At 63.5% G+C, this 24,481-nt stretch carries 24 protein-coding genes and 1 tRNA gene; 13 read left to right on the forward strand and 12 right to left on the reverse strand.

Annotation, left to right across the window (positions count from 1 at the left end; all coding sequences use genetic code 11):
* Position 1 precedes the first annotated feature (1 nt).
* A complete protein-coding gene (locus AC1TQG_RS00190; RefSeq protein WP_482134947.1) occupies positions 2-994 on the reverse strand; it encodes an ABC transporter ATP-binding protein in 993 nt (330 codons plus the stop codon).
* Positions 995-1,087: 93 nt separating this feature from the next.
* On the opposite strand from AC1TQG_RS00190, the gene AC1TQG_RS00195 reads away from it, so the two are divergent.
* Positions 1,088-2,056 carry a helix-turn-helix transcriptional regulator gene (locus tag AC1TQG_RS00195; protein ID WP_482134948.1) on the forward strand — a complete coding sequence of 323 codons (969 nt, stop codon included), beginning with the start codon at positions 1,088-1,090 and terminating at the stop codon, positions 2,054-2,056.
* Here the strand turns inward: AC1TQG_RS00195 and AC1TQG_RS00200 are convergent.
* A complete protein-coding gene (locus AC1TQG_RS00200; RefSeq protein WP_482134949.1) occupies positions 2,041-2,835 on the reverse strand; it encodes a potassium channel family protein in 795 nt (264 codons plus the stop codon). The two genes, AC1TQG_RS00195 and AC1TQG_RS00200, sit on opposite strands and share 16 nt — an antisense overlap.
* A 49-nt stretch (positions 2,836-2,884) precedes the next feature.
* On the opposite strand from AC1TQG_RS00200, the gene AC1TQG_RS00205 reads away from it, so the two are divergent.
* Genes AC1TQG_RS00205 through AC1TQG_RS00220 form a run of 4 tightly spaced genes read left to right on the forward strand, consistent with a single transcriptional unit; the run spans position 2,885 to position 4,956 of the window.
* Positions 2,885-3,343, forward strand: coding sequence for an OsmC family protein (locus AC1TQG_RS00205; protein WP_482134950.1), 459 nt, complete (start codon positions 2,885-2,887; stop codon positions 3,341-3,343).
* Between the two features lie 27 nt (positions 3,344-3,370).
* Positions 3,371-3,580: a hypothetical protein gene (locus tag AC1TQG_RS00210; RefSeq protein WP_482134951.1), complete on the forward strand. Its 210-nt coding sequence runs from the start codon at positions 3,371-3,373 to the stop codon at positions 3,578-3,580.
* Positions 3,581-3,600: 20 nt separating this feature from the next.
* Positions 3,601-3,834, forward strand: coding sequence for a hypothetical protein (locus AC1TQG_RS00215; protein ID WP_482134952.1), 234 nt, complete (start codon positions 3,601-3,603; stop codon positions 3,832-3,834).
* Positions 3,835-3,858: 24 nt separating this feature from the next.
* A complete protein-coding gene (locus AC1TQG_RS00220) occupies positions 3,859-4,956 on the forward strand; it encodes an SPFH domain-containing protein (RefSeq protein WP_482134953.1) in 1,098 nt (365 codons plus the stop codon).
* Between the two features lie 87 nt (positions 4,957-5,043).
* On the opposite strand, the gene AC1TQG_RS00225 is transcribed toward AC1TQG_RS00220, so the two are convergent.
* From AC1TQG_RS00225 to AC1TQG_RS00240, 4 genes are all read right to left on the reverse strand, one after another.
* Positions 5,044-5,115 (reverse strand) — tRNA-Val (locus AC1TQG_RS00225).
* Between the two features lie 96 nt (positions 5,116-5,211).
* A complete protein-coding gene (locus tag AC1TQG_RS00230; RefSeq protein WP_482134954.1) occupies positions 5,212-5,694 on the reverse strand; it encodes a peroxiredoxin in 483 nt (160 codons plus the stop codon).
* The gene (locus AC1TQG_RS00235; protein WP_482134955.1) at positions 5,691-6,113 is read right to left on the reverse strand and encodes a DUF3052 domain-containing protein; all 423 of its coding nucleotides are present in this window, start codon (positions 6,111-6,113) and stop codon (positions 5,691-5,693) included. Before AC1TQG_RS00235 ends, AC1TQG_RS00230 begins: the two co-directional genes overlap by 4 nt.
* A gap of 105 nt (positions 6,114-6,218) precedes the next feature.
* Entirely contained in the window at positions 6,219-6,653 is a 435-nt protein-coding gene (locus AC1TQG_RS00240; RefSeq protein ID WP_482134956.1) for a hypothetical protein, read from the reverse strand.
* Positions 6,654-6,948: 295 nt separating this feature from the next.
* On the opposite strand from AC1TQG_RS00240, the gene aceE reads away from it, so the two are divergent.
* The 6 genes from aceE to AC1TQG_RS00270 all read left to right on the forward strand — a co-directional run bounded on the left by aceE (position 6,949) and on the right by AC1TQG_RS00270 (position 15,413).
* Positions 6,949-9,714, forward strand: a complete 2,766-nt coding sequence (aceE, locus tag AC1TQG_RS00245) for a pyruvate dehydrogenase (acetyl-transferring), homodimeric type (RefSeq protein WP_482134957.1) — start codon at positions 6,949-6,951, stop codon at positions 9,712-9,714.
* Positions 9,715-9,820: 106 nt separating this feature from the next.
* A complete protein-coding gene (locus AC1TQG_RS00250) occupies positions 9,821-11,119 on the forward strand; it encodes a PucR family transcriptional regulator (protein WP_482134958.1) in 1,299 nt (432 codons plus the stop codon).
* 163 nt (positions 11,120-11,282) lie between these two features.
* A complete protein-coding gene (locus tag AC1TQG_RS00255) occupies positions 11,283-12,191 on the forward strand; it encodes an ACP S-malonyltransferase (protein ID WP_482137209.1) in 909 nt (302 codons plus the stop codon).
* A 133-nt stretch (positions 12,192-12,324) separates the two neighbouring features.
* Positions 12,325-12,636: a meromycolate extension acyl carrier protein AcpM gene (gene acpM, locus AC1TQG_RS00260; protein ID WP_482134959.1), complete on the forward strand. Its 312-nt coding sequence runs from the start codon at positions 12,325-12,327 to the stop codon at positions 12,634-12,636.
* A gap of 6 nt (positions 12,637-12,642) precedes the next feature.
* Positions 12,643-13,908 (forward strand): KasA/KasB family beta-ketoacyl-ACP synthase, encoded by a 1,266-nt coding sequence (locus AC1TQG_RS00265; protein ID WP_482134960.1) that lies wholly within the window; start codon positions 12,643-12,645, stop codon positions 13,906-13,908.
* Between the two features lie 53 nt (positions 13,909-13,961).
* Entirely contained in the window at positions 13,962-15,413 is a 1,452-nt protein-coding gene (locus AC1TQG_RS00270) for an acyl-CoA carboxylase subunit beta (RefSeq protein ID WP_482134961.1), read from the forward strand.
* A gap of 91 nt (positions 15,414-15,504) precedes the next feature.
* Here the strand turns inward: AC1TQG_RS00270 and AC1TQG_RS00275 are convergent, their stop codons facing one another.
* The 5 genes from AC1TQG_RS00275 to AC1TQG_RS00295 form a co-directional block, all read right to left on the reverse strand.
* Positions 15,505-16,023, reverse strand: a complete 519-nt coding sequence (locus AC1TQG_RS00275) for a DUF3145 domain-containing protein (RefSeq protein WP_482134962.1) — start codon at positions 16,021-16,023, stop codon at positions 15,505-15,507.
* A gap of 140 nt (positions 16,024-16,163) precedes the next feature.
* Positions 16,164-16,979, reverse strand: coding sequence for a serine hydrolase domain-containing protein (locus AC1TQG_RS00280; protein WP_482134963.1), 816 nt, complete (start codon positions 16,977-16,979; stop codon positions 16,164-16,166).
* Between the two features lie 128 nt (positions 16,980-17,107).
* Positions 17,108-18,244: an NDMA-dependent alcohol dehydrogenase gene (locus AC1TQG_RS00285; RefSeq protein WP_482134964.1), complete on the reverse strand. Its 1,137-nt coding sequence runs from the start codon at positions 18,242-18,244 to the stop codon at positions 17,108-17,110.
* Between the two features lie 154 nt (positions 18,245-18,398).
* Positions 18,399-20,000, reverse strand: a complete 1,602-nt coding sequence (fadD5, locus tag AC1TQG_RS00290; protein WP_482134965.1) for a fatty-acid--CoA ligase FadD5 — start codon at positions 19,998-20,000, stop codon at positions 18,399-18,401.
* Positions 20,001-20,062: 62 nt separating this feature from the next.
* Positions 20,063-20,878, reverse strand: coding sequence for an enoyl-CoA hydratase-related protein (locus AC1TQG_RS00295; protein ID WP_482134967.1), 816 nt, complete (start codon positions 20,876-20,878; stop codon positions 20,063-20,065).
* A gap of 174 nt (positions 20,879-21,052) precedes the next feature.
* Between AC1TQG_RS00295 and AC1TQG_RS00300 the strand changes: the two genes are divergently transcribed.
* Complete coding sequence (locus tag AC1TQG_RS00300) at positions 21,053-22,324, forward strand: TetR/AcrR family transcriptional regulator (RefSeq protein WP_482134968.1); 1,272 nt, start codon at positions 21,053-21,055, stop codon at positions 22,322-22,324.
* A 24-nt stretch (positions 22,325-22,348) separates the two neighbouring features.
* Here the strand turns inward: AC1TQG_RS00300 and AC1TQG_RS00305 are convergent, their stop codons facing one another.
* On the reverse strand, positions 22,349-23,197 hold the full coding sequence (locus AC1TQG_RS00305) for a hypothetical protein (RefSeq protein WP_482134969.1): 849 nt from the start codon (positions 23,195-23,197) through the stop codon (positions 22,349-22,351).
* Between the two features lie 136 nt (positions 23,198-23,333).
* Between AC1TQG_RS00305 and AC1TQG_RS00310 the strand changes: the two genes are divergently transcribed.
* Positions 23,334-24,473 (forward strand): acyl-CoA dehydrogenase family protein, encoded by a 1,140-nt coding sequence (locus AC1TQG_RS00310; RefSeq protein WP_482134970.1) that lies wholly within the window; start codon positions 23,334-23,336, stop codon positions 24,471-24,473.
* The last annotated feature ends 8 nt before the right edge of the window (positions 24,474-24,481 follow it).

Raw genomic sequence — 24,481 nt, forward strand, 5'->3', positions numbered from 1 at the left:
ATCAGGCGGCTGCGGATTCGCGCAGGCTGCGCCCGGTGAGTGACAGGAAGACGTCGTCGAGGGTTGGACGGGTCGCTTGTGCCGTTCGAATGGTGATCGCCCGCTCGGTGGCCGCGGCGATCAGCTTCGGCAGCATCACATCGGCGCCTTCCACCTGCAGTCCCACGGTCAGCGCGTCAACCGTCACGCCGCGTGTCTGATCAAAACTTGTTGCCAGGCGGGCCAATTCGTCAGCGTCGGCTGTCGTGTCGACGGTGAACTCGATGCGGTCGCCCGACAGCTTGTCTTTCAGCGCTGCCGCGGAGTCGTCGGCGATCACGGTGCCCTTGTCGATGACTACCACCCGTTCGGCCATTGTGTCGGCCTCTTCGAGGTAGTGCGTCGTCAGCACGATGGTGGCTCCGGTCTCGGCGCGCAGTCGCTCGATGTGCGTCCACAGGTTGGCTCGGCTCTGCGGATCCATCCCGGTGGTCGGTTCGTCGAGGAAGATCACCGGCGGCCGATGAACAATTCCCAGGGCGATGTCGAGGCGGCGACGTTGCCCACCCGAGAGCGTGCTGACTTTCCTGTTCTCCATGCCGCTCAGATCGAGCGCGCCGATCAATTCATCTGCACGGGCGGCACTTTCGGACTTCTTCATGCCGTAGCACAGCCCCTGGGTCACGAGTTCTTCACGGACGCGCTGATTGTTGCCACCACCGTTGCCCTGTCCGACGTAACCGATCTGGCGCCGGACGGCGTCGGGGTCGTCGGCGATGTTGTGACCGGCGAGCCAGGCCGAACCCGAGGTCGGCCGCAGCAGCGTGGTGATCATGCGTAGGGTCGTCGATTTTCCCGCCCCGTTCGGGCCCAGCAGGGCCAGGAGCTCCCCTTCGGCCACGGTCAGGTCGATTCCCTTGACCGCCTCAACCGTGTTCTTCCCCTGTTTGAATGTCTTGGTCAGTGCCGCGACCTCGATCGCCGGCGTTGCCTTACCTGTGCTGATTGTCATCATGTCCCTCCAGAAATTGCCCGCGAACTGCGTCGACATGAAGTTACGACGCAATGAGGACAGAGACGGTCCGCAATATCTGGCATGGTGAAACGCATGTTGGACACGTCAGCGCGACTGCTCCGCCTACTGAGCCTGTTGCAGACCCGCAAAGAATGGTCGGGTGCCGATCTGGCCGAACGCCTGAACATCACCACCCGCACGGTCCGTCGAGACATCGACCGACTCCGCGAACTCGGCTATCCGGTGGACGGCACGGTGGGTGTCGGCGGCGGCTATCAACTCGGTGCAGGCGCCGAGATGCCTCCGTTACTCCTCGACGACCAAGAGGTCCTGGCGGTGGCGCTCGGGCTCGGAGCCGGAGCCACGGCATCGGTCACCGGGCTCGATGAAGCCGGAGCGCGGGCGATGTCGAAGTTGCGGCAGGTGATGCCATCTCGGCTTCGGCACCGGCTCGATTCCCTCCAGATCGATGCCACCCCGATGCGGACACACGTGTCCCAGGTCGAGGCGGCCGTCCTGTCCGACGTGGCGGCTGTCTGCCATCGTCATGAACGCCTGCGTTTCGATTACCGTGCCCGCGACGGCGCCGAGACCCGCCGCGAGGTGGAACCTTATCGGCTGGTGCGCAGCGGATTACGCTGGTACCTGCTGGCCTGGGACCTCGGGCGCAACGACTGGCGCTCATTCCGCGTCGATCGAATGACCCCGAAGATCCCGACCGGTCCCCGCTTCACACCACGCGAACTCCCCGAAGGCGGCGCTGCGGCGTTCATCGCCAGCAGCATCGGGTCGGTGTACCGCCAGTCCACTGCCCGCGTTCGGATCCACAGTCCACTCGAACAGGTCGCGGAGATGGTCGATGCCGCCTGGGGCGAGGTCGAGTCAGGTGATGTCAACAGCTGCGAGGTGTCGCTCTTCGGTAAGTCACTGACGTCAATTGCCCGCTGGCTGTACGCCTTCGACGCCGACTTCACGATCATCTCCCCAGCCGAATTACGCACCGAATGCCGCATCGTCGCAGACTTCCACCTCAAGACCGCCGAGCGTTATCGCAATGCCTGATCAGAGTTCGGGTCGGCTGCCGCGGCGCCATCCGGCAGTGGCACGGGAATCGCGGCCGCCAGCAACACCTTGAGCTCCGCGACGTCACTCCGGAGCAGATCGATATGCGCCGCGGTTGCCGCCTGGTTGGCCGTATCCTCTTCCGCGACCCGTTGCACGATCCAGGATGCCAACGTAGCGGTGACCACACCGATCAGGCTGATCCCTCCGATCATCAAGAGTCCCGCGATGACTCGGCCCGTTGACGAAACCGGCGCGTAGTCGCCATATCCGACTGTCGTCACAGTGGTGATCGACGACCACAGCGCCTCGCCGAATGACCGTATTCCTGCGTCGGCATGAGATCGCTCGGCTTCCAGAATCGCGAGCGACGCAACATAGATGAGCAGGATCGCACTGGCCACCGTGTAGATGATCACCCGTCCTCGGATGACACCCCCGACCACCTTCTGGAATACGCCGATCAAGATGACCAGCCGCAGGAGTCGCAGCGGCCGCAGGATGGGCAAGGCGACAATAGCAAGGTCGATGAGGTGCCGGTAGAACCACCGAAAACGCTGCGTAGACAACAGCAGTCGGCAAACGTAGTCCGCGGCGAACGCCAGCCACGTCACCGCAACCACCGCCGACAGCGCGCGTTCGGCCATCCCCTCCGGGCGGGCCAGAACCTGCATCGAATAGGCGACAAGGAAGATCACAGCAACGATTGCCAAGGGCCACTCGGTGCGCTTCTCCCAGAGCCCGAGCTTGTCGACCCGGCCTCCCACAATGTTCTCCACGACCACAACACAATCACCTTCGTGTTCTGCTCAGAAGTTACGGTGACTCATGGCGACTCACACGTATTCATCGCATCTCGTCTGGCAGGGTTCGACCGGCAGCGGATATCGCGCATATTCGCGAGATCACCGGGGAGTGACGCCACCAGCTGTCGACAGGATCGGACTGAGCGCCGATCCGCATTTCCGGGGCAGCGAACAGTTGATGAATCCTGAACAACTTGTTGTGCTGGCAGCGAGTTCATGTCAGTTGCTGTCATTCCTTGCCGTTGCCGCTCGCGCCGGAATCGATGTCCTCGGCTACGAGGACGATGCCTCCGCGGCAATGGACGATGCCGACACACCGATCCGCATCGGCACGATTGAACTCTCTCCGACCGTCCGGGTGGTGCCTGGCACGGACCCCGATCACGTTCTGGCCCTTGTCGAGCAGGCCCACCACGAGTGTTACATCGCCAATTCGTTGAACTCGGACGTCACGGTCACCGCGACAATTCACATCGAATGAAGTCATCACCCCGGCTATATTCGACCCGTGACCACCACTGATTCGGCGAAGAGCGCCTCGCTCACCAAGAACCTCCTCGTGATCGTCTTGATCGTCTCGATTCTCTTGACCGCCCTTGCGATCTACGACATCGCCAACGGCGAGCACAGCCTCAGCGTCTGGGTGGCCATCATCTGCTGGCCCGTCGTCGCGATTGCCAACGGCATCAAGCTCTTCAAATTGCGCAAGAACCGCTGAGTCCCAGAGTCACGGCGCCCGTGGATCCGATGGTCGGCAAGCTCGGCACCGTGTACCTCTCCATCGAGGCCGGTGGATATGGTGAGGTCGTCCTCAACGTGAGTGGCGCAAGCCAACTATTTGTCGCGACGTCGTCGATCGACATCGCTCGCGGCGACAGCATCTTGGTGATCGACAGGACCGACGACGGGAGCCTGATCGTCGAAAAATGGTTCCCAACGCCGGATGCGGCTGCACGCCAAGACAACTGGTGAATACAACTGAAAGCAGGACGACAGATGCTCGGTTATCACGTGCCCGAACCCGACGAGGCGATGATCATCTCCGGAAAGAAGTCGCACGACGAGAACGCGCCATTCCTGGTGATCATCGGTCATGGCAAGTGGGTGATGCCGTTCTTCCGCCGCGTCAGTTACCTGTCGCTGGCGATGCATGAGGCCGCCATCGAAGAGACCTGCGTGACCACCCAGGGCATCCAGCTCAAGGTCCGCGCGGTCATCGCACACAAGGTGGGGTCGGACACGGAATCGATTGTCAACGCCGGACAGCGATTCATCTCCGAACAATCCAACGAGATGAATCAGTTGACCGGGCAGATCTTTTCGGGACATCTGCGCTCCATCGTCGGTTCGATGACCGTTGAGCAGATCATTCGTGAACGCGACACGCTGGCCCGGCAAGTTCTCGATGCTTCGAAGCGCGAGTTGACCCTGATCGGGTTGAAGGTCGACTCCTTCCAGATCCAGTCGATCGACGACCTCGGTTCGGGTTACATCAAGTCGCTCGCCGCCCCCGAGGTCGCGCGGGTGCAGCGCGATGCCGCGGTCGCCCAGGCAGCTGCCGAGCAGCAAGCCGTCGAAGCTCAGCAGAAATCTGCACGGGCGCAGGCCGACTACGAGCGCGAAACCGCCCTCAAGCGGGCCGAGATCAAGTCCCAGACCGACAAGGCCAACGCCGAAGCCGCTCAGGCCGGTCCACTCGCCCAGGCCCGCGTGACCCAGGAGATCACCACGGAACAGACCAAATTGGCTCAGACCACGGCGGAGCTGCGCGAGCGTCAGCTTCTGTCCGAGGTGATCAAACCTGCCGAGGCCGACGCACAGCGCACGCGGATCCTGGCCGAAGCCGAGGCCGCCGCCATCAGGATCCAGTCCGCTGCCGCGGCCGAGAACGACCGCATCTCCCTCGACCAGCTGCTGATCGAGCAGCTGCCCGAACTCGTCGAAGCGGTGTCCAAGGGTTTGGCCGGCGCCAACCTCACCGTGTTCAACGGGGCGCAGGGTGTCAACGAACTGGCGACCTCGGTCGTCGCACAGGGGATCTCGATCCTCGATACCGTGCAGGGCCGATTCGGCCAGAAAACAGAAGAAAGCTGACGCCGCTCGCGTTTCTCACATTCGCTCGCGCTACAGAGCGAGCGGGTGTGAGGACTGTGAGCGAGCTTGCCCGTTGTTCGATGTCGGTGCGCGCAGAGGGATTTGAACCCCCGACCGCTGGTGTGTAAGACCAGAGCTCTACCGCTGAGCTATACGCGCATGGCGGCTGAACGAAGGCGAGTTCGCCAGCCGCGACGGCGAGAGAAAACATTCGGACTCGCCGCCCATCCGATCACCCGAAGGTGCCGGACACACTCAAGAATTTAGCGTGGCCAGAGCTTTCTCCCAAAGCGACTGGTCACGGACCTGACCGGGATCCATCATTTCCGAAAAAGTGATGATTCCGGTCTTGTCGACGACGAATGTTCCGCGGTTCGGGTAGCCCTTGTCCTTGTTCAGGACCCCATAGGCCTGGGCCACCTCGCCGTGCGGCCAGAAGTCGGCCAGGATCGGGAACAGGTATCCCTGAGCCGACGACCACACCTTGTGTGTGGGCGAACTGCCAACCGACACCGCAACGAACTCGGAAGTCTCGTTCGAGAACAACGGCAACCGATCCCGGACCATGCTCAGTTCGCCTTCGCAGGTTCCGGTGAACGCCAGTGGAAAGAACACCAGCAGAACGTTCTTCTTGCCGCGGTAGTCGGAGAGACTGACCACCTGATTGTTTTGATCACGCAGGCTGAAGTCGGGAGCCTCGGTTCCCACCTCGAGCTCCCGACCGAGAGAGGAAGTCATGCTCTCTTGCCGACCCGCGTCTTCGGTTGGACCAAACGTGACCCGAGCCATTCACCGAAACTGACGGCACTGGTCTGGGTGAGCCCTGCGGTAGGAGCCGCCTCTGCGACTTCTGTGGGGTCGACGTAGCCGTCAGCCCCGGTCTTCGGGGACAAGACCCAAACGAAGCCGTCGTCGGCGAGGGGCGTGATGGCATCCATCAGCGCATCGACCAGATCTCCGTCACCGTCGCGCCACCACAGCACAACCATGTCGATGACCTCGTCCGAGTCCTCGTCGACCATCTCAGCGTCGATGGTGTCTTCGATGAGGCCGCGCAAGTCGTCGTCGGTGTCCTCATCCCACCCCAGTTCTTGCACAATCATGCCCGCTGTCACTCCCAGCTTTTGGGCACGATCACCATCTGAAGCGGCAACCAACGCGACGACCTCCTGTCAAAAAAATGGGTGAACACGCTCCGTGCCCACTTTGATCACTCAAGCGAACAGGGTAAACCCCCAAGTTGCAAGCCGAATGCCGCTTTTTCAACTGGACAGTTGCCCGCAAGCGTCCACCGCCTTGTTCCGAGACTCGATCCAGCGAGCCGCCGGATCGTTCAGTCCGGACTGATTTTGGCCCTCGATGGCGCGCACCAACTCCTGATTTCTGACGAAGAATGCGCGTACGAGTCGGCCCACCGAGGGCTCCACGTCAGGCACCAATTTGGTGTTGATCGCCTGCTCACCGGCTTTGAGCTGATCGATGGCCACTTGTGCGGCGCCACCGACTGCCGAATAGGACTGCACTTCATTGAGTTTGGTCACGAAGTCGTTGTAACTGTTCAGCATGGTCACCACGGTGGTGGTGAACTGCGAACACAATTCCAGCGTGAGATTTCTGGCCGCTTGCGCGCGTCGCGACGATTCGGCGGCCTGCGACTGCACCGCGGCCACTGAAATGTCACTCCGATACGCGGACACCTGGCCACCATCGACAGAACTCGAGCCGTCAATCGTGGTCGCGCACCCGCAAACGCCCAATCCGATTACCGCAACGACGGCCACACCCCAAACCTTCACAGTCCAGATACTGCACGACGAGCGCGCAAACCGGCGACGAAACGCCCGTGGGTAGGGTTACTTTGCCGCACACCGATGCCAACGCACATCACTTGCGGCACGATTGAGACAACGCCGAACCACACCCCGGTTCCGGCGGGTCGATCCCGTTACGGCAGCCACCGCTGCCGAGTGACTCGAGGAGAAAGAGCACGCAGTGACTGACAGCACTCACGCACCAAAGAACCAGGCCCGAGTACGGGTCATCCGGGAAGGTGTTGCGTCCTACCTCCCCGACATCGACCCGAGTGAGACAGACGAATGGCTCGATTCATTCGACGGACTCCTCGAACATGCCGGGCCCGGCCGGGCCCGCTACCTCCTGCTGCGGCTGCTCGAACGAGCCGGTGAGAAACGGGTGTCGATCCCGTCCCTGACGTCCACCGACTACGTCAACACGATCCCGACCGAGAACGAGCCCTGGTTCCCGGGCGACGAAGAGGTCGAGCGCCGCTTCCGCTCATTCATCCGCTGGAACGCCGCCGTCATGGTGCACCGCGCCCAGCGTCCCGGCGTCGGCGTCGGTGGCCACATCTCCACCTACGCGTCGTCCGCTGCGCTCTACGAGGTCGGCTTCAACCACTTCTTCCGCGGCCAGGAACACGCAGGCGGCGGCGACCAGATCTTCATCCAGGGCCACGCCTCCCCCGGCATCTACGCCCGCGCCTTCCTCGAAGGCCGCATCAACGAAACCCGCATGGACGGCTTCCGCCAGGAGCACTCCCACGCAGGCGGCGGCCTGCCGTCGTACCCGCATCCGCGGTTGATGCCCGACTTCTGGCAGTTCCCAACGGTTTCCATGGGCCTGGGTCCCATGAACGCCATCTATCAGGCGCGCTTCAACCACTACCTGAACGATCGCGGCATCAAGAACACCGAGGATCAGCACGTCTGGGCATTCCTCGGCGACGGTGAGATGGACGAGCCCGAGTCGCGTGGCCTGGCGCATGTCGCCGCCACCGAAGGTCTCGACAACCTGACCTTCGTGGTCAACTGCAACCTGCAGCGTCTCGACGGGCCGGTACGTGGCAACGGCAAGATCATCCAGGAACTCGAGTCGTTCTTCCGCGGCGCGGGCTGGAACGTCATCAAGGTGATCTGGGGCCGCGAGTGGGACTCGCTCCTGCACAAGGACCGCGACGGTGCGCTGGTCAATCTCATGAACAGCACCCCCGACGGCGACTACCAGACCTACAAGGCCAACGACGGCGCGTTCGTCCGCGAACACTTCTTCGGTCGCGATCCGCGCACCAAAGAACTGGTCAAAGACCTCAGTGACGCCGAGATCTGGGGCCTCAAGCGTGGTGGCCACGACTACCGCAAGGTCCACGCGGCGTACGCATCGGCGATGGCCCACAAGGGACAGCCGACGGTGATCCTGGCCCACACCATCAAGGGCTACACACTTGGCAAGCACTTCGAGGGCCGCAACGCCACGCACCAGATGAAGAAGCTGACCCTCGACGATCTCAAGGACTTCCGGGACAGCACCCGCATCCCGATCAGCGATGCCGAGCTCGAAAAAGATCCGTACCTGCCGCCGTACTACCACCCCGGGGCCGACTCACCGGAGATCGAGTACATGCTCGATCGCCGTAAGCAACTGGGTGGGTTCCTGCCGGCGCGGCGCACCAAGAGCAAGGTGCTCAAGCCCGACACCAGCGGTGCCATCAAGCTCGCGAGCAAGGGTTCGGGCAAGCAGCAGGTCGCCACGACGATGGCCATCGTGCGCATCTTCAAGGAACTGATGCGCGACAAGGAGATCGGCAAGCGCCTGGTGCCGATCATCCCGGACGAGGCCCGCACGTTCGGTATGGACTCCTGGTTCCCGACGCTCAAGATCTACAACCGCAACGGCCAGCTGTACACCTCGGTCGACGCCGAACTCATGCTGGCCTACAAGGAGAGCCCGCAGGGCCAGATCCTGCACGAGGGCATCAACGAAGCCGGATCCACGGCCTCGTTCACCGCGGTCGGCACCTCGTATGCCACCCACGATGAGCCGATGATCCCGCTGTACATCTTCTATTCGATGTTCGGGTTCCAGCGCACGGGCGACGGCTTGTGGGCCGCGGCCGACCAGATGGCCCGCGGATTCGTGCTCGGCGCCACTGCCGGACGCACCACCCTGACCGGTGAGGGTCTGCAGCACGCCGATGGTCATTCACTCGTGCTGGCATCGACCAACCCGGCGGCAGTGGCGTATGACCCCGCGTTCGGTTACGAGCTGGCGCACATCATCTCCGATGGTCTGCGGCGGATGTACGGCGAAGATCCCGAGAACATCTTCTACTACATCACCATCTACAACGAGCCGATCACACAGCCGGCGCAGCCCGAAAACCTTGATGTCGCAGGCGTTCTCAAGGGCATCTACCAGTTCGCCGATGCTCCCGAGGGCAAGCAGTACCCGGCCAACATCCTGGTCTCGGGTGTCGCAATGCCGAGCGCCCTCAAGGCACAGCAGCTGCTGGCCGATGACTGGAATGTCGGAGCGAGCATCTACTCGGTGACGTCCTGGGGCGAGCTCGCCCGTGACGGGGTCGAGTACGAGAAGGCAGCGTTGCGTGAACCGGCAGGCAGCCATCCGCAGCCCTACCTGACGGAGGTCCTTGCCGATGCCTCCGGACCGTTCGTTGCGGCGACCGACTACATGAGGGGTGTCCCGGAGCTGATCCGCGCCTGGGTCCCGGGCACCTATCTCACCCTGGGCACCGACGGTTTCGGATTCTCCGACACCCGACCGGCCGCACGCCGCTACTTCAACGTCGATGGTGAATCCATCGCGGTCGGTGTCCTCTCGGCACTCGCCCGCGAGGGTCACATCGACATCAAGGTTGCCGCCGAGGCCGCTGAGAAGTATCAGATCGAAGATGTACTGGCTGCCCCGAAGCAGACCAGCGATCCCGGTCCCGGCGCCTGATCCTTCGCACCACACCGACCGCCCATCCGTTGTACAACGGGTGGGCGGTCGGTGCGTTGCGGTCGACATGTCCCAATCGTGCACCGGACTGACATAGATTGAAGCCATGACTGAGTCCCGTACGGGTGATCAGCCCGTAGGCGATCTCTTCGGCCCGCGCGGCGCCCATGTCCCTGCACCGGCGAATGTTCACGACGCCCTGCCGGACACCCTGCTCCGCCGCGTAAAGCAGTACAGCGGACGGCTGGCCACCGAGGCCGTCCATTCGATGCAAGACCAGCTGCCTTACTTCGAGGATCTCGAAGCGGGTCAGCGGGCCGGCGTCCAACTCGTGGTCCAGACCGCGGTCGTGAACTTTGTCGAATGGCTGCAGGATCCCGAAGGCAACGTCAAGTTCACCGTGCAGGCCTTCCAGGTGGTGCCCCAGGACCTCGCCCGCCGGATCAGCCTGCTGCAGACCGTCGAGATGGTCCGGGTCGCGATGGAATTCTTCGAGAAGTGGCTGCCGCTCCTCGCCCGCAACGACGCGCAGCTCCGCGCGCTGACCGAAGCCGTCCTGCGCTACGGCCGCGAGATCGGGTTTGCCGCGGCCTCGATCTATGCGTCCGCCGCAGAGTCCCGCGGCGCCTGGGACTCACGGCTCGAGGCGCTCGTGGTCGACGCCGTGGTCCGCGGTGACACCGGCCCCACCCTGCTGTCCCGCGCGGCCGCGCTCAACTGGGACACCGAAGCCACCGCCACCGTCGTCGTGGGCATGCCGCCGCCCGAGCGCAACGTCTCGGTTCCTCTTGCAGTTCACAACACCGCACGTCAGCATGACCGTGCTGCGCTGTCGGTGGTCCAGGGCAGTCTCCTCGTCGCGATCGTCAGCGGTCCGGTGACGATCGGTGACCCGTTCATCACCGACCTGCTGGTCCTCTTTGCCGACGGGCCTGTGGTCATCGGGCCGACCAGGCCCAACCTGGGTGCCGCCCACGCCAGCGCCATCGACGCCCTGGCCGGCATCGAGGCGGTCGCCGGCTGGCCCAGTGCACCCCGTCCGGTCCACTCCCTCGAGCTCCTGCCCGAACGCGCTCTGCTCGGCGACCAGGCCGCCATGACCACTTTGAGCGATGCGCTGGTCATGCCACTCGCCAAAAGTGGCGACACCCTGACGTCCACTCTCGACGCCTATCTGGACTCCGGCGGGTCGGTCGAATCGTGTGCACGGCAACTCTTCGTCCATCCAAATACTGTCAGATATCGACTAAAGAGAATTTCGGACATTACTGGTCGCGATCCAATGAACCCCCGTGATGCTTATGTACTGAGAGTGGCAACCACCGTCGGCAGACTGGCACGGGTCAGACACGACATGCGCACAATTTTCCCTACAGTCACTCCTGTCACAGGCTCCAAAGAGTAAAAGCTACGGTTGTGCATCAATTCACAACGGTGTAACGGATGTCGGTGAGATGACGATGTAGGCACGCTGTTGTGCAATTTTGTGGGGATCCCACAAAGGGGTCGCCCAAGGTTCATTGCGTCCAACACCTTCGTCGAGGGCAAATAGGGTGTTCTCTGATCAGGTGCTCACCTTGCTTGCGCCCGGACAGGGCTCTCAGACCGTCGGAATGCTCACGCCATGGCTTGAGCTACCCGGCGCACGCGACCAGGTCGCGACCTGGTCGAAGCTGACAGGCCTCGACATCGCACGCCTGGGGACCACCGCAACGGCGGACGAGATCACCGACACCGCGGTCACCCAACCCCTGGTGGTCGCCTCGGCACTGCTCGCCTATGACGAGATCGACAAGCGTTCCCCATTGCCCTTGGACACCCTGGTCGCAGGCCATTCCGTCGGCGAATTGGCCGCCGCCGCGATCGCAGGCGTACTGACCGCCGATGAGGCCGTGTCGCTGGCCGCAATCCGCGGCGCCGAGATGGCCAAGGCCTGCGCTCTCGAGCCCACCACCATGGCCGCTGTGCTCGGTGGCGACGAAGCAACAGTGCTGGCGCGCCTCGAAGAACTCGACCTGGTTCCGGCCAACCGCAATGCGGCCGGACAGATCGTGGCAGCCGGCACGATCGCCGCCATCGACGAATTGATCGCCAACCCGCCGGAGAAGGCACGTGTCCGCAAGCTCGCCGTCGCCGGCGCGTTCCACACGCGATACATGGCCCCGGCCCAGGACGCTGTTGCACGCGCGGCAGCCGACATCAACCCATCTCAGCCGACGCGGCCCCTGCTCTCCAACTCAGACGGGGCACCGGTCACCACCGGTCGCGACGCACTCGATAAACTCGTCGCGCAGGTCACCCGGCCCGTGCGGTGGGACCTGTGCTCGCAGACGATGCGAGAGCTCTCCACCACCGGACTGATCGAGCTGCCCCCCGCCGGCACTCTCGTCGGAATCGCAAAGCGCGAGCTGAAAGGAACACCGACCCTCGCGCTCAAGACCCCCGACAACCTCGCGGGCATCACCGAACTTGGATAGCGACGGCGGCACGCCTGTGCCGCTGTCCCCGGGAGATGTACAGAGCACAGTTGCTCGCCACATCCGTCCATAGCAGCGCACCTGCGCTGCTCCTCCGGAAACACTCGAACACGAACATGAAGGGAGCCACACAGTGGCCGCCGCCCAGGAAGAAATCATTGCCGGACTCGCTGAGATCATCGAGGAGGTCACCGGCATTGAACCCTCTGAGGTGACTGTAGAGAAGTCGTTCGTCGACGACCTCGACATCGATTCGCTGTCGATGGTCGAAATCGCAGTGCAGACCGAAGACAAGTACGGCGTCAAGATCCCCGATGAGGACCTCGCCGGACTGCGCACCGTTGGTGACGCCGTGAACTACATCCAGAAGCTCGAAGCCGAGAACGCCGGTGCCGCCGACGCCATCCGCGCAAAGCTCGACTCCGACAAGAACACCGGTGAGTGACAGACCGTGACCAACTCTCTTCGCGAATACTCCACCCTCGGCGGGAATTTCCCGAACGTGGTGGTGACCTCCATGGTCGCGACCACCTCCATCGGCGAAGACCTCGATTCGACGTGGAAGGGTCTTCTCGCCGGAGAGAGCGGCATCAAGACTCTCACCGATGACTGGGTCGAGGAGTTCGATCTCCCGGTCCGGTTCGGTGGGCGTCTGGTGAAAGATCCCTCGACCGAGGTCAGTCGGGTCCAGGCCCGACGCATGGCCTACACCGAGCGGATCGCCTATGTCATGGGCAAGCGTCTGTGGGCGCAGGCAGGCGAACCGGATATCGAGAAGGAGCGCCTCGGCGTTGTGATCGGTACCGGTCTGGGTGGCGGTGACGCACTCATCGAGGCCTACAACGCGATGCACAACACCGGCAACTACCGCAAGGTCTCCCCGCTCGCCGTGCCGATGGCCATGCCCAATGGGCCGGCCGCGGTTGTCGGACTCGAGATCGGTGCCAAGGCCGGTGTGATCACACCGGTTTCGGCCTGCTCCTCGGGTTCTGAAGCGATCGCACACGCTTGGCGTCAGATCGTCATGGGTGACGCCGACATGGTCGTCACCGGTGGCGTGGAGGGTCATATCGACTCGGTCCCCATCGCCAGTTTCGCAATGATGCGGGCGATGAGTACCCGCAACGAGGACCCCGCCGCCGCGTCTCGTCCGTTCGACAAAGACCGTGACGGCTTTGTCTTCGGTGAGGCCGCTGCACTGATGGTCATCGAACGCGAAGATCACGCCATCGCCCGTGGCGCGCACATCCATGCGCGTCTGCTCGGTGGCGGGATCACATCCGATGGGTACCACCTGGTCGCACCTGACCCGGAGGGCACCGGCGCAGCACGCGCGATGTCACGAGCTCTGCAGACCGCTGGTCTGGGGAAATCCGACATCACGCATGTCAACGCACACGCCACGTCCACCTCGGTCGGCGATACCGCCGAGGCCCTGGCGATCAACATCGCGGTGGGTAACCACGCAGCGGTATATGCACCGAAGTCTGCCCTCGGGCATTCCATCGGCGCTGTGGGTGCGCTGGAGTCGATCCTGACGATCAAGGCCATCGAAGAGGGCGTCATTCCCCCGACGCTGAATCTCGACAATCAGGATCCGGAGTGCGATCTCGACGTGGTTCACGGAGAGCCGCGTTACGGACAGATCGACTACGCCATCAACAACTCGTTCGGATTCGGTGGGCACAACGTTGCGCTCGCCTTTGGGCGCTACTGAACCCGCCGCCCCTGAGCCAGTTCTCACCGGGCGCTGAAGATCTAAGGAGATTCATGACCACCATGGCCCCGATCACACAGCAAGAGGAATCCATCGATCCTCGGGATCCCTTGCTGCGGTTGACCAATTTCTTCGACGAAGCATCCATGTCGTTGCTGCACCCCCGCGACAAGTCGGGCGTGCAGGCTGCTGTCGGGCGGGTGAACGGTGTCCGCACCGTCGCCTACTGCACCGACGGCACCGTGATGGGCGGGGCCATGGGGGTGGTGGGCTGTAAGCACATCGTCAACTCCATCGATACCGCCATCGCCGAGCAGGCCCCGGTTGTCGGGATCTGGCATTCCGGCGGCGCCCGGCTGGCTGAGGGCGTCGAAGCCCTCCACGCCGTCGGCCAGGTGTTCGAGGCGATGGTCCGGGCTTCCGGATACATCCCTCAGATCTCGATCGTCGTCGGCTTCGCCGCAGGCGGAGCGGCATACGGACCGGCCTTGACCGATGTGGTCATCATGGCGCCTGCCGGCCGCGTGTTCGTCACCGGACCGGACGTCGTCAAGAGCGTCACCGGCGAGATCGTCGACATGGAGTCGCTCGGCGGGCCACTGACCCACGGCAAGAAGTCGGGTGTCTCGCACATCACCGCCGACTCCGAGCCCGACGCCTACTGGCGTGCCCGTCGCCTGATCGGAACCTTTGGTCAGCAGGGACATTTCAGTCGGCAGAAGGCCGAGGCCGGCGATACCGACCTGCGGGCCCTGATGCCCGAGTCCAACCGTCGTGCATACGACGTGCATCCGATCGTGCGGGCCCTGCTCGACACCGATGTGGCTGCGGACGGCGAAACCGAGATCTCGAGTTTCGAAGAGCTGCAGGCAAAATGGGCACCGAACATCACGATCGGTTTCGGTAGGCTCTCCGGACGCAGCGTTGGCGTCATCGCCAACAACCCGCTGCGGATGGGTGGTTGCCTCAACTCCGAGAGCGCTGAGAAGGCGGCTCGGTTCGTCCGTCTCTGCGACGCGTTCGGCGTCCCGCTGATCGTGATGACCGACGTCCCGGGTTACCTGCCCGGTGTCGGCCAGGAATGGGACGGCGTCGTGCGCCGCGGCGCAAAGCTGCTGCACGCGTTTGCCGAATGCTCGGTCCCCCGCGTCACGCTGGTGACCCGCAAGATCTACGGCGGTGCCTACATCGCGATGAACTCGCGGGCACTGGGCGCCACGGCAGTCTTCGCGTGGCCCGGTTCCGAGGTCGCGGTGATGGGCGCCAAGGCCGCGGTCGGCATCCTGCACAAGAAGGCACTCGCTGCCGCACCCGATGACGAGCGCGACGCACTGCACGAGCGTCTGGCCGTCGAGCACGAAGCCATCGCCGGTGGCGTGGGCCGCGCCCAGTCCATCGGTGTGGTCGACGAGATCATCGACCCGGCCAAGACCCGCAGCATCATCGCCGAGGCACTCGCTTCGGCACCGGCTCGCCGCGGACGCCACAAGAACATCCCCTTGTGATCTGACGCGGTGATCTGAAGACACAACAAAGGCGGGCCCGGACTTTTCAGTCCGGGCCCGCCTTTGTTGTGTCTTTGGGTGTTGCGCGCGGTCAGCCCACGCGCTGGTGCAGCCAGGTGACCTCGGCGCCGGCGCCGCCCATGCGGAACGACTCCAATGCCTCATCCCAGGCCGTACCGAGTGCGGCATCGAGTGCTCCGGCGAGTTCCATCCCATCGGCGTGCGATTCCATGAGCGATCGCAGTTGCATCTCGCCGACGATCACATCACCGTTGGCACTCATCGACCCACGCCACAGACCGAGCCCGGGCACAAAGCAGAAGCGTTCACCGTCCACGCCGTCGCTGGCGTTCTCGGTGACCTCGAACCGCAGGGCGGACCATTCGCGCAGAGCGTTGGCAATGCGCGCTCCCGTTCCGACCGGTCCGACCCAATCGACGGTGGCACGCTGCAGGCCAGGACCCGCCTCTTGTGCAGACCACTTCAGATTCGCGCGGGCATCAAGGGTCGACGAGAGAGCCCACTCGACGTGCGGGCACAACGCGACCGGTGCGGAATGCACAAAAACCACACCTGCCGTTACGTCCGCAAACTGATTAAGGTTGCGCACTTTCCACCTCCGGTTTCGACGAGGACCGTCTTCCCCAACGCCTGGCGAAACCACAGTGGATACCACACACTTGTTATTTATTGTGCCTCAAGTGACCCGTGTTGCGCTAGTGTCGCATGCGTATTGAGTGAAAATAGTTTTCAATCCGAAAGAGCTGACACCAGTGAATCGTTGAAGTCACTCCACAACGGCTTCGCCCAGGCGCCGAAGGCCCGATCGGTGAGAACCACACAGGCCGCGGGCAACGCCGGGTCCACCCACAGGAACGTCCCCGACTGGCCGAAGTGACCGAAGGTCTCCGGGCTGTTCTGGCTCCCCGTCCAGTGCGGACTCTTGTGCGAGCGCACCTCATACCCCAGGCCCCAGTCGCAGGGCCGGTGTTTGCCATACCCCGGGACGAAGCCGTCCAGCCCCGGGAACTGCACCGATGTCGCCTCGCGAAACAAGTCCGCGGAGACCAACTTCGGCGCGAGTAGTTCCCCGGCGAACGCGGCCAGATCCGCAACCGACGAATCCGCCCCGTGCCCGGCCGAGCCGCGCAGGGTGGTCGACGTCATCCCGAGCGGTTCGCAGATGGCCTGCGCGAGGTATTCGTCGAAGGCGATGTCGGCCTCGGTCTCGATCAACTCGGCCAGCACCTCGAACCCGGCGCTCGAATAGATGCGCTGCTCCCCCACGCCTGCCACGGCCTCGCGGCTGCCGAAGTCGAGGCCCGAGGCGTGCGCGAGTAGGTGCCGCACGGTGGAGCCGGGCGGGCCTGCCGATTGATCGAGTTCGATTGCGCCCTCCTCGATCGCCACAAGCGCCGCGTGCGCGGCAAGCAGTTTGGTCACCGACGCGAGTGCGAACACGTGCTCGGTGTCACCGTATTGTTCGATCACCTGTCCACCGGACACCACCGCCGCCGAGACCAGATCCACGGGCCAGCTGTCGAGTTGCTTGAGCATGGTGCCCATGCCATCACGCCCGGTGCGTGCGCGGCAACTGCCCCGGCCCGGACACCACGACGAACACATCACAACGGCCGCGGGCCGGTGAGTGCGTGGCACTCACCGGCCCGCGGCCGTTGGGTTGGATCCAGCGATCAGACGGTGCGGTCCTCGTCGGTGTAACGAATCACGCCGCGAATGTTCTTGCCGTCCAGCATGTCCTGGTAGCCCTCGTTGATCTGGTCGAGGCGGTACTGCCGCGTGACCATGTCATCGAGGTTGAGCTTGCCGAGCTTGTACATCGAGAGCAGTTGCGGGATATCGATCTTGGGGCTGGAGCCGCCGAAGATCGTGCCCTGCAGATTCTTCTGGAGCAGTGTCAGCATCGCGAGGTTGAGCGTCACATCGGTTTCCATCATGTTGCCCATGGCGGTCAGCACGCAGGTACCGGCCTTGGCGGTGATGCCCATCCACAGGTCGACGTCCTTGCCCTGCACCTCACCGACGGTGACGATGACCTTCTTGGCCATGGCTCCGGCGGTCACCTCGGCGATGGTCATGGCCGCCTCTTCGACGCTGGCAAACGCGTGGGTCGCGCCGAACTTCAGAGCTTGCTCGCGCTTCCACTCCACCGGATCGATGGCGAAGACGTTGCGGGCACCCGAGATCACGGCGCCCTGGAGCGCAGCGATACCCACACCTCCACAGCCGACGATCGCTACGTCTTCTCCCGGCTTCACATTGGCGCTGTGGGTGGCCGATCCGTACCCGGTCGGCACACCACAACCTACGAGGCAGGCGACCTCGAACGGGATCGACGGGTCGATCTTCACGACGGACGTCTCGTGCACCACCATGTACGGCGAGAAGGTGCCGAGCAGGGTCATCGGGTAGACGTTCTCCCCTGCGGCGGTCTGGATTCGGAACGTATGATCCGACACCGCTTCACCTTGCAGGAGCATGGCGCCGAAGTCGCACAGGTTGCTCAGGCCCGATCGACACGACGGACACTTGCCACACGACGGGATGAACGAGAGCACCACGTGGTCGCCGACCTCGAAATCGGTGACACCCTCACCGACCTGCTCGATAACGCCGGCACCCTCGTGCCCACCGAGCACGGGGAACCCACCCATCGGGATCCCACCGGTCACCAGATGGTGGTCGGAGTGGCACATGCCCGCAGCTTCCATCCGGATTTTGACCTCGCTGCACCGCGGGTCACCGATTTCGATCTCCTCGATCGCCCACTTCTCGTTGAAGTTCCTGAGCAATGCGCCTTTTGTCTTCATCGAACCTCCCAATCGCGGCACGCAAGGTGCCTACAAAAGCCCGCCCGGCCTTGGCCGGAGCGGCATCTTCCAGCCGGACAGTGACCGCAGTCACGGTCTTGAAAAAAGTGTAACGTGTTTCAGTTTTGCCGCCAGTGGCAGTTTGTATAAGTGGTCAGTGCAGCCCGGCATCCTTGCCGCCATACTCCTTGCGAAGCGACGGCTTGATGACCTTGCCGGACGCGTTGCGCGGCAATTCATCGATGATGATCAGTTCCTTCGGCTGCTTGAACCGTGCGAGGTGTTCGTTCAGGAACTCGATGAGTTCGTCGAACTCGAGCGTCTGCTCCGGCTTCAAGACGACGATCGCCACCGGTACCTCGCCCCAGCGATCATCGGCCTGGCCCACCACCGCGGCCTCGAGGATCTTCGGATGGGCGAAGAGCGCATTCTCGACCTCGGCGCAGTAGATGTTCTCGCCACCGGAGATGATCATGTCTTTCTTGCGATCGACGACGTAGACGAACCCCTCTTCGTCCATTCGCACCAGATCTCCGGAATGGAACCACCCACCGGCAAACGCATCCGCCGTCCCCTGTGGGTTCTGCCAATAGCCTTCCATCATCGTCGGACCGCGGTAGACGATCTCGCCGACCTCACCCACCGGGACATCGTTCATCTCCGCATCGACCACGCGTGCCTGCACGGCCGGGATCACCTGACCCACCGAACCGAGTTTGCGCAACGCATCCTTGCCTTCGAGCACACAGGTGATCGGCGACATCTCGGTCTGCCCGAACACCGCGACGTTCACCGCATCCGGGAAGGTGTCGGACATCGCGCGCAACACGGTGTCCGAGGCCGGCGCCGCGCCCCACGAGATGACCCGGAGTTTGAGGTTGCGCGGCTTGGCCTGCTGGACGGCACACACGACCTGCCACTGTGCAGGCACCAGGAAGATCGATGTGATCCGTTCTGCCTCCAGAACATCCAGCAACGCCTCGGGATCGAATGCACCCAGTGGATGGATCACCGTGGGCACGCCCATGTAGAACAGCGGTGCCATCGCACCCATCGCCGCGATGTGGAACATCGGTGCCACACACGAGCCGATGTCGTCGATTCGAATCTGCAGTGCCGTGATACACGTCACCGCCTGCGCCTGCATGTTCGAATGAGAAAGCATGGCGCCCTTGGGTTTACCCGTGGTTCCCGAGGTGTACATGATCATGGCGGTCGAGTTCTCGGGCACATCGATCGCCGGCAGGTCGGACGGATCCTCGGCGAGGAGGGTCTCGAAGTCGAGAGCATTTTCCACATCGGAGGGCCCGACGATGACCAGGTTCTCGACACCGGGCGTACTCCCCCGGACCGCATCTGCCAGCGGGGCAAGCAGCGACTCGGTGACGATCACGGTGGCACCCGAATCGGCGATCAGGAAGCCGATCTCGGGCGGTGTCATCCGGATGTTGACCGGCACCGCGATCGCACCGATCAGGTTGGCGCCGAAGATCACCTCGACGTATTCGCTGCGGTTGAGCATCAACACCAGCACCCGGTCACCGAAGCGCACCCCGCGGCGGTACAGCGCTGCGGCGAATGCGGTGGACCGGTCGTCCAGTTGCTTCCACGAGGTGTTCTGCCCGCCGAACCGTAAGGCGGCCGCGTCGGGCTTCATCGCCGCGTGGCGACGGACATGGGTGTTCCAGTTGTTGCGCCGAGACCGGAACGGTTCGGAGACGAGATGATCGGATTGGGGCAATGTGGTGCTCGTCATTTTCCGCTTCCTTGTTATGTACCATTCGCCGAAATCGACCCCCGGCGATGATGTTTCGAATGCTACTGAGATGCCGCCGTCGGTTTTGCCTTTTTGCCACGTGCGAATGCGGTGATGAGAGCCGCGAATTCGGGTGATTGCAACAGTTCTGTCTGACCTTCGGTCTCCAGCTGCAAAGCCAGATCGAAGCCGGTCATCGTCTGGGCATCGATGGCCTTCTTGGTCAGGGCCAGTGCCCGGGGCGACGCCGAGAGTAGCTTGTCCACGACTTGATCAACCTTCTCCGACAACGCTTCTGACGGCAGAACAGCGGTCACCAGTCCGTCGGTGAACGCCTGGGTCGCAGGCAGGCGCTCACCGAGCAGCGCCAGTTCATTGGCGCGGGCGCGACCGACGGCCGCAGCGACTGTCGCCGTCGCGGCGCCGTCGGGCATCAGACCGATGTTGACGAAGGCGAGTAGAAAGTACGCCGTGTCGGAGGCATAGATCAGGTCCGAGGCAAAGGCGATCGAGGCGCCGATGCCGACCGCCGCACCATCGACAACCGCGACGACCGGAACCTGCAACCCCCGGATCGCCCGGACGACGTCGGAACCGGCATTGATGGTCCGCTCGGCGCGCAGGCGCGCTTCGTCCTCGGAGGTCGGCGGCGGTGCCGTGGCCATTTCGATGAGGTCGGCGCCGGTGCAGAAGTCCTGGCCCGGAGCCCCGATGACCACGACCCGAACCGAGGGGTCGACCGCCCACTTCCCGAACACTTCGGTCAGCGCTGTGTTTGCCGCCGAGTCGATGGAGTTCTTCCGGGTAGGCCGGTTGATCAGGACGCGTGCAACGCCCCGATCGTCGACAGATGTAATCAGGCCTTTGTCCCCTGGCATGGTCGCCACCCTAAGCTCAAATACTCACAATTGCGATGTAGATCACGTGAATCCACATTAACTTGTCAGATCCACGCCGGACGCGTCAAGTGTTTGCGAGCGCTTGTCCTCGCTGGTCGGCGGGACCCGGCCCCTCTGGTGCAGATGATCGGTACCTGCCGCTAACATGGATAAATGGCTTCCGCCAACGGACGCGTCAACGACGCCCCCACACCCGCTGCCGTCGCACCGAAAACTCGGCAGCGACCGAAGGACCGCCGCGAACAGATAATTCGTGTGGCCGCCGAGTCCTTCAGCGAACAGGGTTATTTCGCCACCGGTGTCGATCAGATCGCCGGGCAGGTGGGCATCAGCGGCCCGGCGCTGTATCGACACTTCCCCAACAAGTACGCACTGTTCTCCGAGACGGTCCGAACCCTTGGCTCCGACCTGGATCACGCGATCGCACAGGTGCCGGTCCTGCCAGGCGATCCCGAACGCGAGTTGCATCTGCTCATCACCGAACTCACCCGGACCACGATCGAGAACCGATCCCGTGGCGCCCTCTACCGATGGGAGGCGCGATACCTGAATCCAGAGGACCGCAGGCACCTCGGTGAGCTGGTCGGCCGGATGCATGCCCGGTTCGCCGCACTTCTGGACCAGATACACCCGGACCTGGCGACCGGGGGTACACCGCAGCCGGGTCGCCTCGGCACCGATGCGCAATACCTCAGCGGCGCGGTGCTCAGCGTCATCGGATCGATCACCACGCACCGGGCCTCGTTACCCCGCAAGCGGATCGAGGCCGTGATCCTCGACGCCGCAATGAATGTGGCACGTACCGATCTGCCGCCGAACGATCTGACACCATCGACCGCACGACCGGCCGCACCTGTTGGACTTCCGATGGCATCAAAGCGCGAGGCGCTGCTGACCGAAGCGATCCGGTTGATGAGTGCGCGCGGATTCCACGACGTGACGATGGAAGAGATCGGCGCCGCGGTCGGCATGAACCAGTCGGGCGTGTACCGACACTTCGACACCAAGGTCGCCATGCTGTCGACCGCCTTTTCGCGGGCCAGCGAACGCATCACCGCGGGAATCAGCGACGCCCTCGCCGAGTCCGCGACACCGGACGAAGCCGTCGACAAACTGGTCGGCAAATACGTCGATCTCTCGTTCGCGAACAGCGATCTGCTCAACCTCTACCTGTCAGAAATCGGCAGTGTGCCCGAACCCCAACGGGTCGAACTCCGTGATCAGCAACGTCGCAACGTCGAGGAGTGGGCACAACTGGTCGGCCAGGTCAGGCCGGGCGTGCATCCCGTCGAGGCCCGGTACCTGGTGCACGCGGCCTTCAACACCGTTCTCGACCTCGGCAACTGGGTGCGTTACGATCCCCGTCCGGCCACCAAGCGTCGCATCGAGGCCGTGATGACCACGATCCTGCGCCCGAGCACCTGACCCCGCCCAGGATGGCGATTTGGCTCAGACGACCGCGAGGTCCGCGAGCAGCCATACCCCGTCCACCAGTGCGAGCGTCACCTTGACCATCGACTGATACGAAATCCCTTCGGGCAGTTCGGCATCTGTTTGCGGCGACTTGACCCTCTGATCCATCGCCACCAGTACCACCGCGGTGGTCGGTGAAATCGATTGCAGTGCGGCCTCTTTGACTTTCGCCGATGCAACCGCCTGCGCACTCGCGCTGCCTTCACGAGCCTGCCTCGACCCCTCGATGAAGTCCTTGGCGAATGCCGGGGTCGAAATGTCGGTGATCCGCGAATCGAGCTCGGCGAAGTTCGCGGAGTCGTAGGTCAGCAGATCCGCGGCATATTGACCTGCAACCTCGACCGCGCCGGGTCGCAGTTCGTTGAGCTGATCGTCGCCGGACGCCCGGTTGTCGGCCTCGCGATACAGGTAGGCCAGCACCCCGGTCGCCACCAACGCCGCGATCAGCAGGACCGAGAGCACCGGAACCAACCAGCCGACACTTCGACGGACCGGCGCATCGCCGGCCGACTCAGCCGACTTCGCCCCGACGCCACCTCCACGATTGGAGCGCCGCTGCGCGCGGGCCGCTTCCTTGGCTCGCTTGGCCTCGGCGGTCGCGCGCATCTTGTCGCGGTTCCGGCGATTCGCCTCGAGGAACTCGGCGGAATCGAAGGGCGACGGATCCGACCGGACCTCGGAATCGGTGTCGGTCGCCGTGATCTCGGTTTCGGCTGTCGTCGGCGCCGGGGGCTCGGTCGGCGCGGACATGGTCGTCGCGGGTTCAGGTGCTACCTGCTCGTCGCCGGGTTCCCCGGTTCGATCAACCTTCGCTTTCGGACTCATGCCGCCAATGTAAGCCCTCCAGAGACCTGCACCACACCGCCTCCCGCACGCCAGTCGCCCATCTGCAGGTATTCCATCAAATATATGTGATGTGTTAGGTTCAGCCCGAGCCGAACCCCTAGCCAGGAGCATCGTCATGACCACTTTCACGTCTGAACAGACCGACTTCGCCAAGTCGGTCGCAGATTTCTGCGCCCGCGAGGCAGGCACCCGCGAACAACGCGACGCACTGACCGCAGGCGGCACAGAGCTGCACTCGGTGGAGCTCTACAAGAAGATGGCCGACCTCGGATGGGCCGGAATCCTGGTGCCCGAGGAGTACGGCGGCGCCGGCGCCGGAAACATGGAGATGTGCATCCTGCTCGAAGAAGCGATGCGTGGCAACGCCCCGATCGGCGGAATCGGCCCGACCCTGATCACGGCCGCGGCCTACCAGAAGTTCGCAAACGAGCAGTTGAAGAAAGAAGTCCTCGCCGATGTGGTTGCGGGCGAGTCACTCTCGATCTCGATGTCCGAACCCGAGGCGGGTTCCGACGTCGCCGCTCTCACCTGCCGGGCCGAGAAGGTCGACGGCGGCTGGGTCATCAACGGACAGAAGACCTGGTGCTCCAACGCGCACTTCGCCAAGAGCATCCTGCTCGTCGCCCGCACGGATCGCACCGGCAAGAAGCACGAGGGCCTGACCCAGTTCCACATTCCTGCGGGTACCGAAGGTCTGGAGATCAGCGGGATCGACACACTCGGCGGCCGCGAGGTCAACGACCTCTATTTCACCAATGTGCGTGTACCGGACAGCGCGGTCGTCGGCGAGGTCGGCAACGGCTGGAACCAGCTCATGGGCGGGCTCAACACCGAACGCCTCATCCTGGCCGCCATGCAACTCGGCGTCGCGGAACGCGCGTTCACCAACACCCTCGAATTCGTCAGCGAGCGCAAGCAATTCGGCCGCCCGGTGGGTACTTTCCAGGCACTGCGGCACCGCCTGGCCGACCATGCCACCGAGATCGAGTGCACCAAGCTGCTCGTCTACAGCGTGGCCGCACAGTCTGACGCGGACCCGACAAAGATGCTGCCGCGCGAAGCGTCGATGGCCAAGCTCAAGGCCACCGAGGTCTCCAAGGCGATGACCATCGACGGCATGCAGATGATGGGTGGATACGGCTACGCAACGGAGTTCGATGCAGAGCGCCTGATGCGGGGTGCGATCATTTCCACCGTGTATGGCGGAACCAACGAGATCCAGCGCGACATCATCGGCAAGACCTACGGTCTGTGATTTGCCAA

The organism is Williamsia sp. Y844 (genome assembly GCF_056786475.1).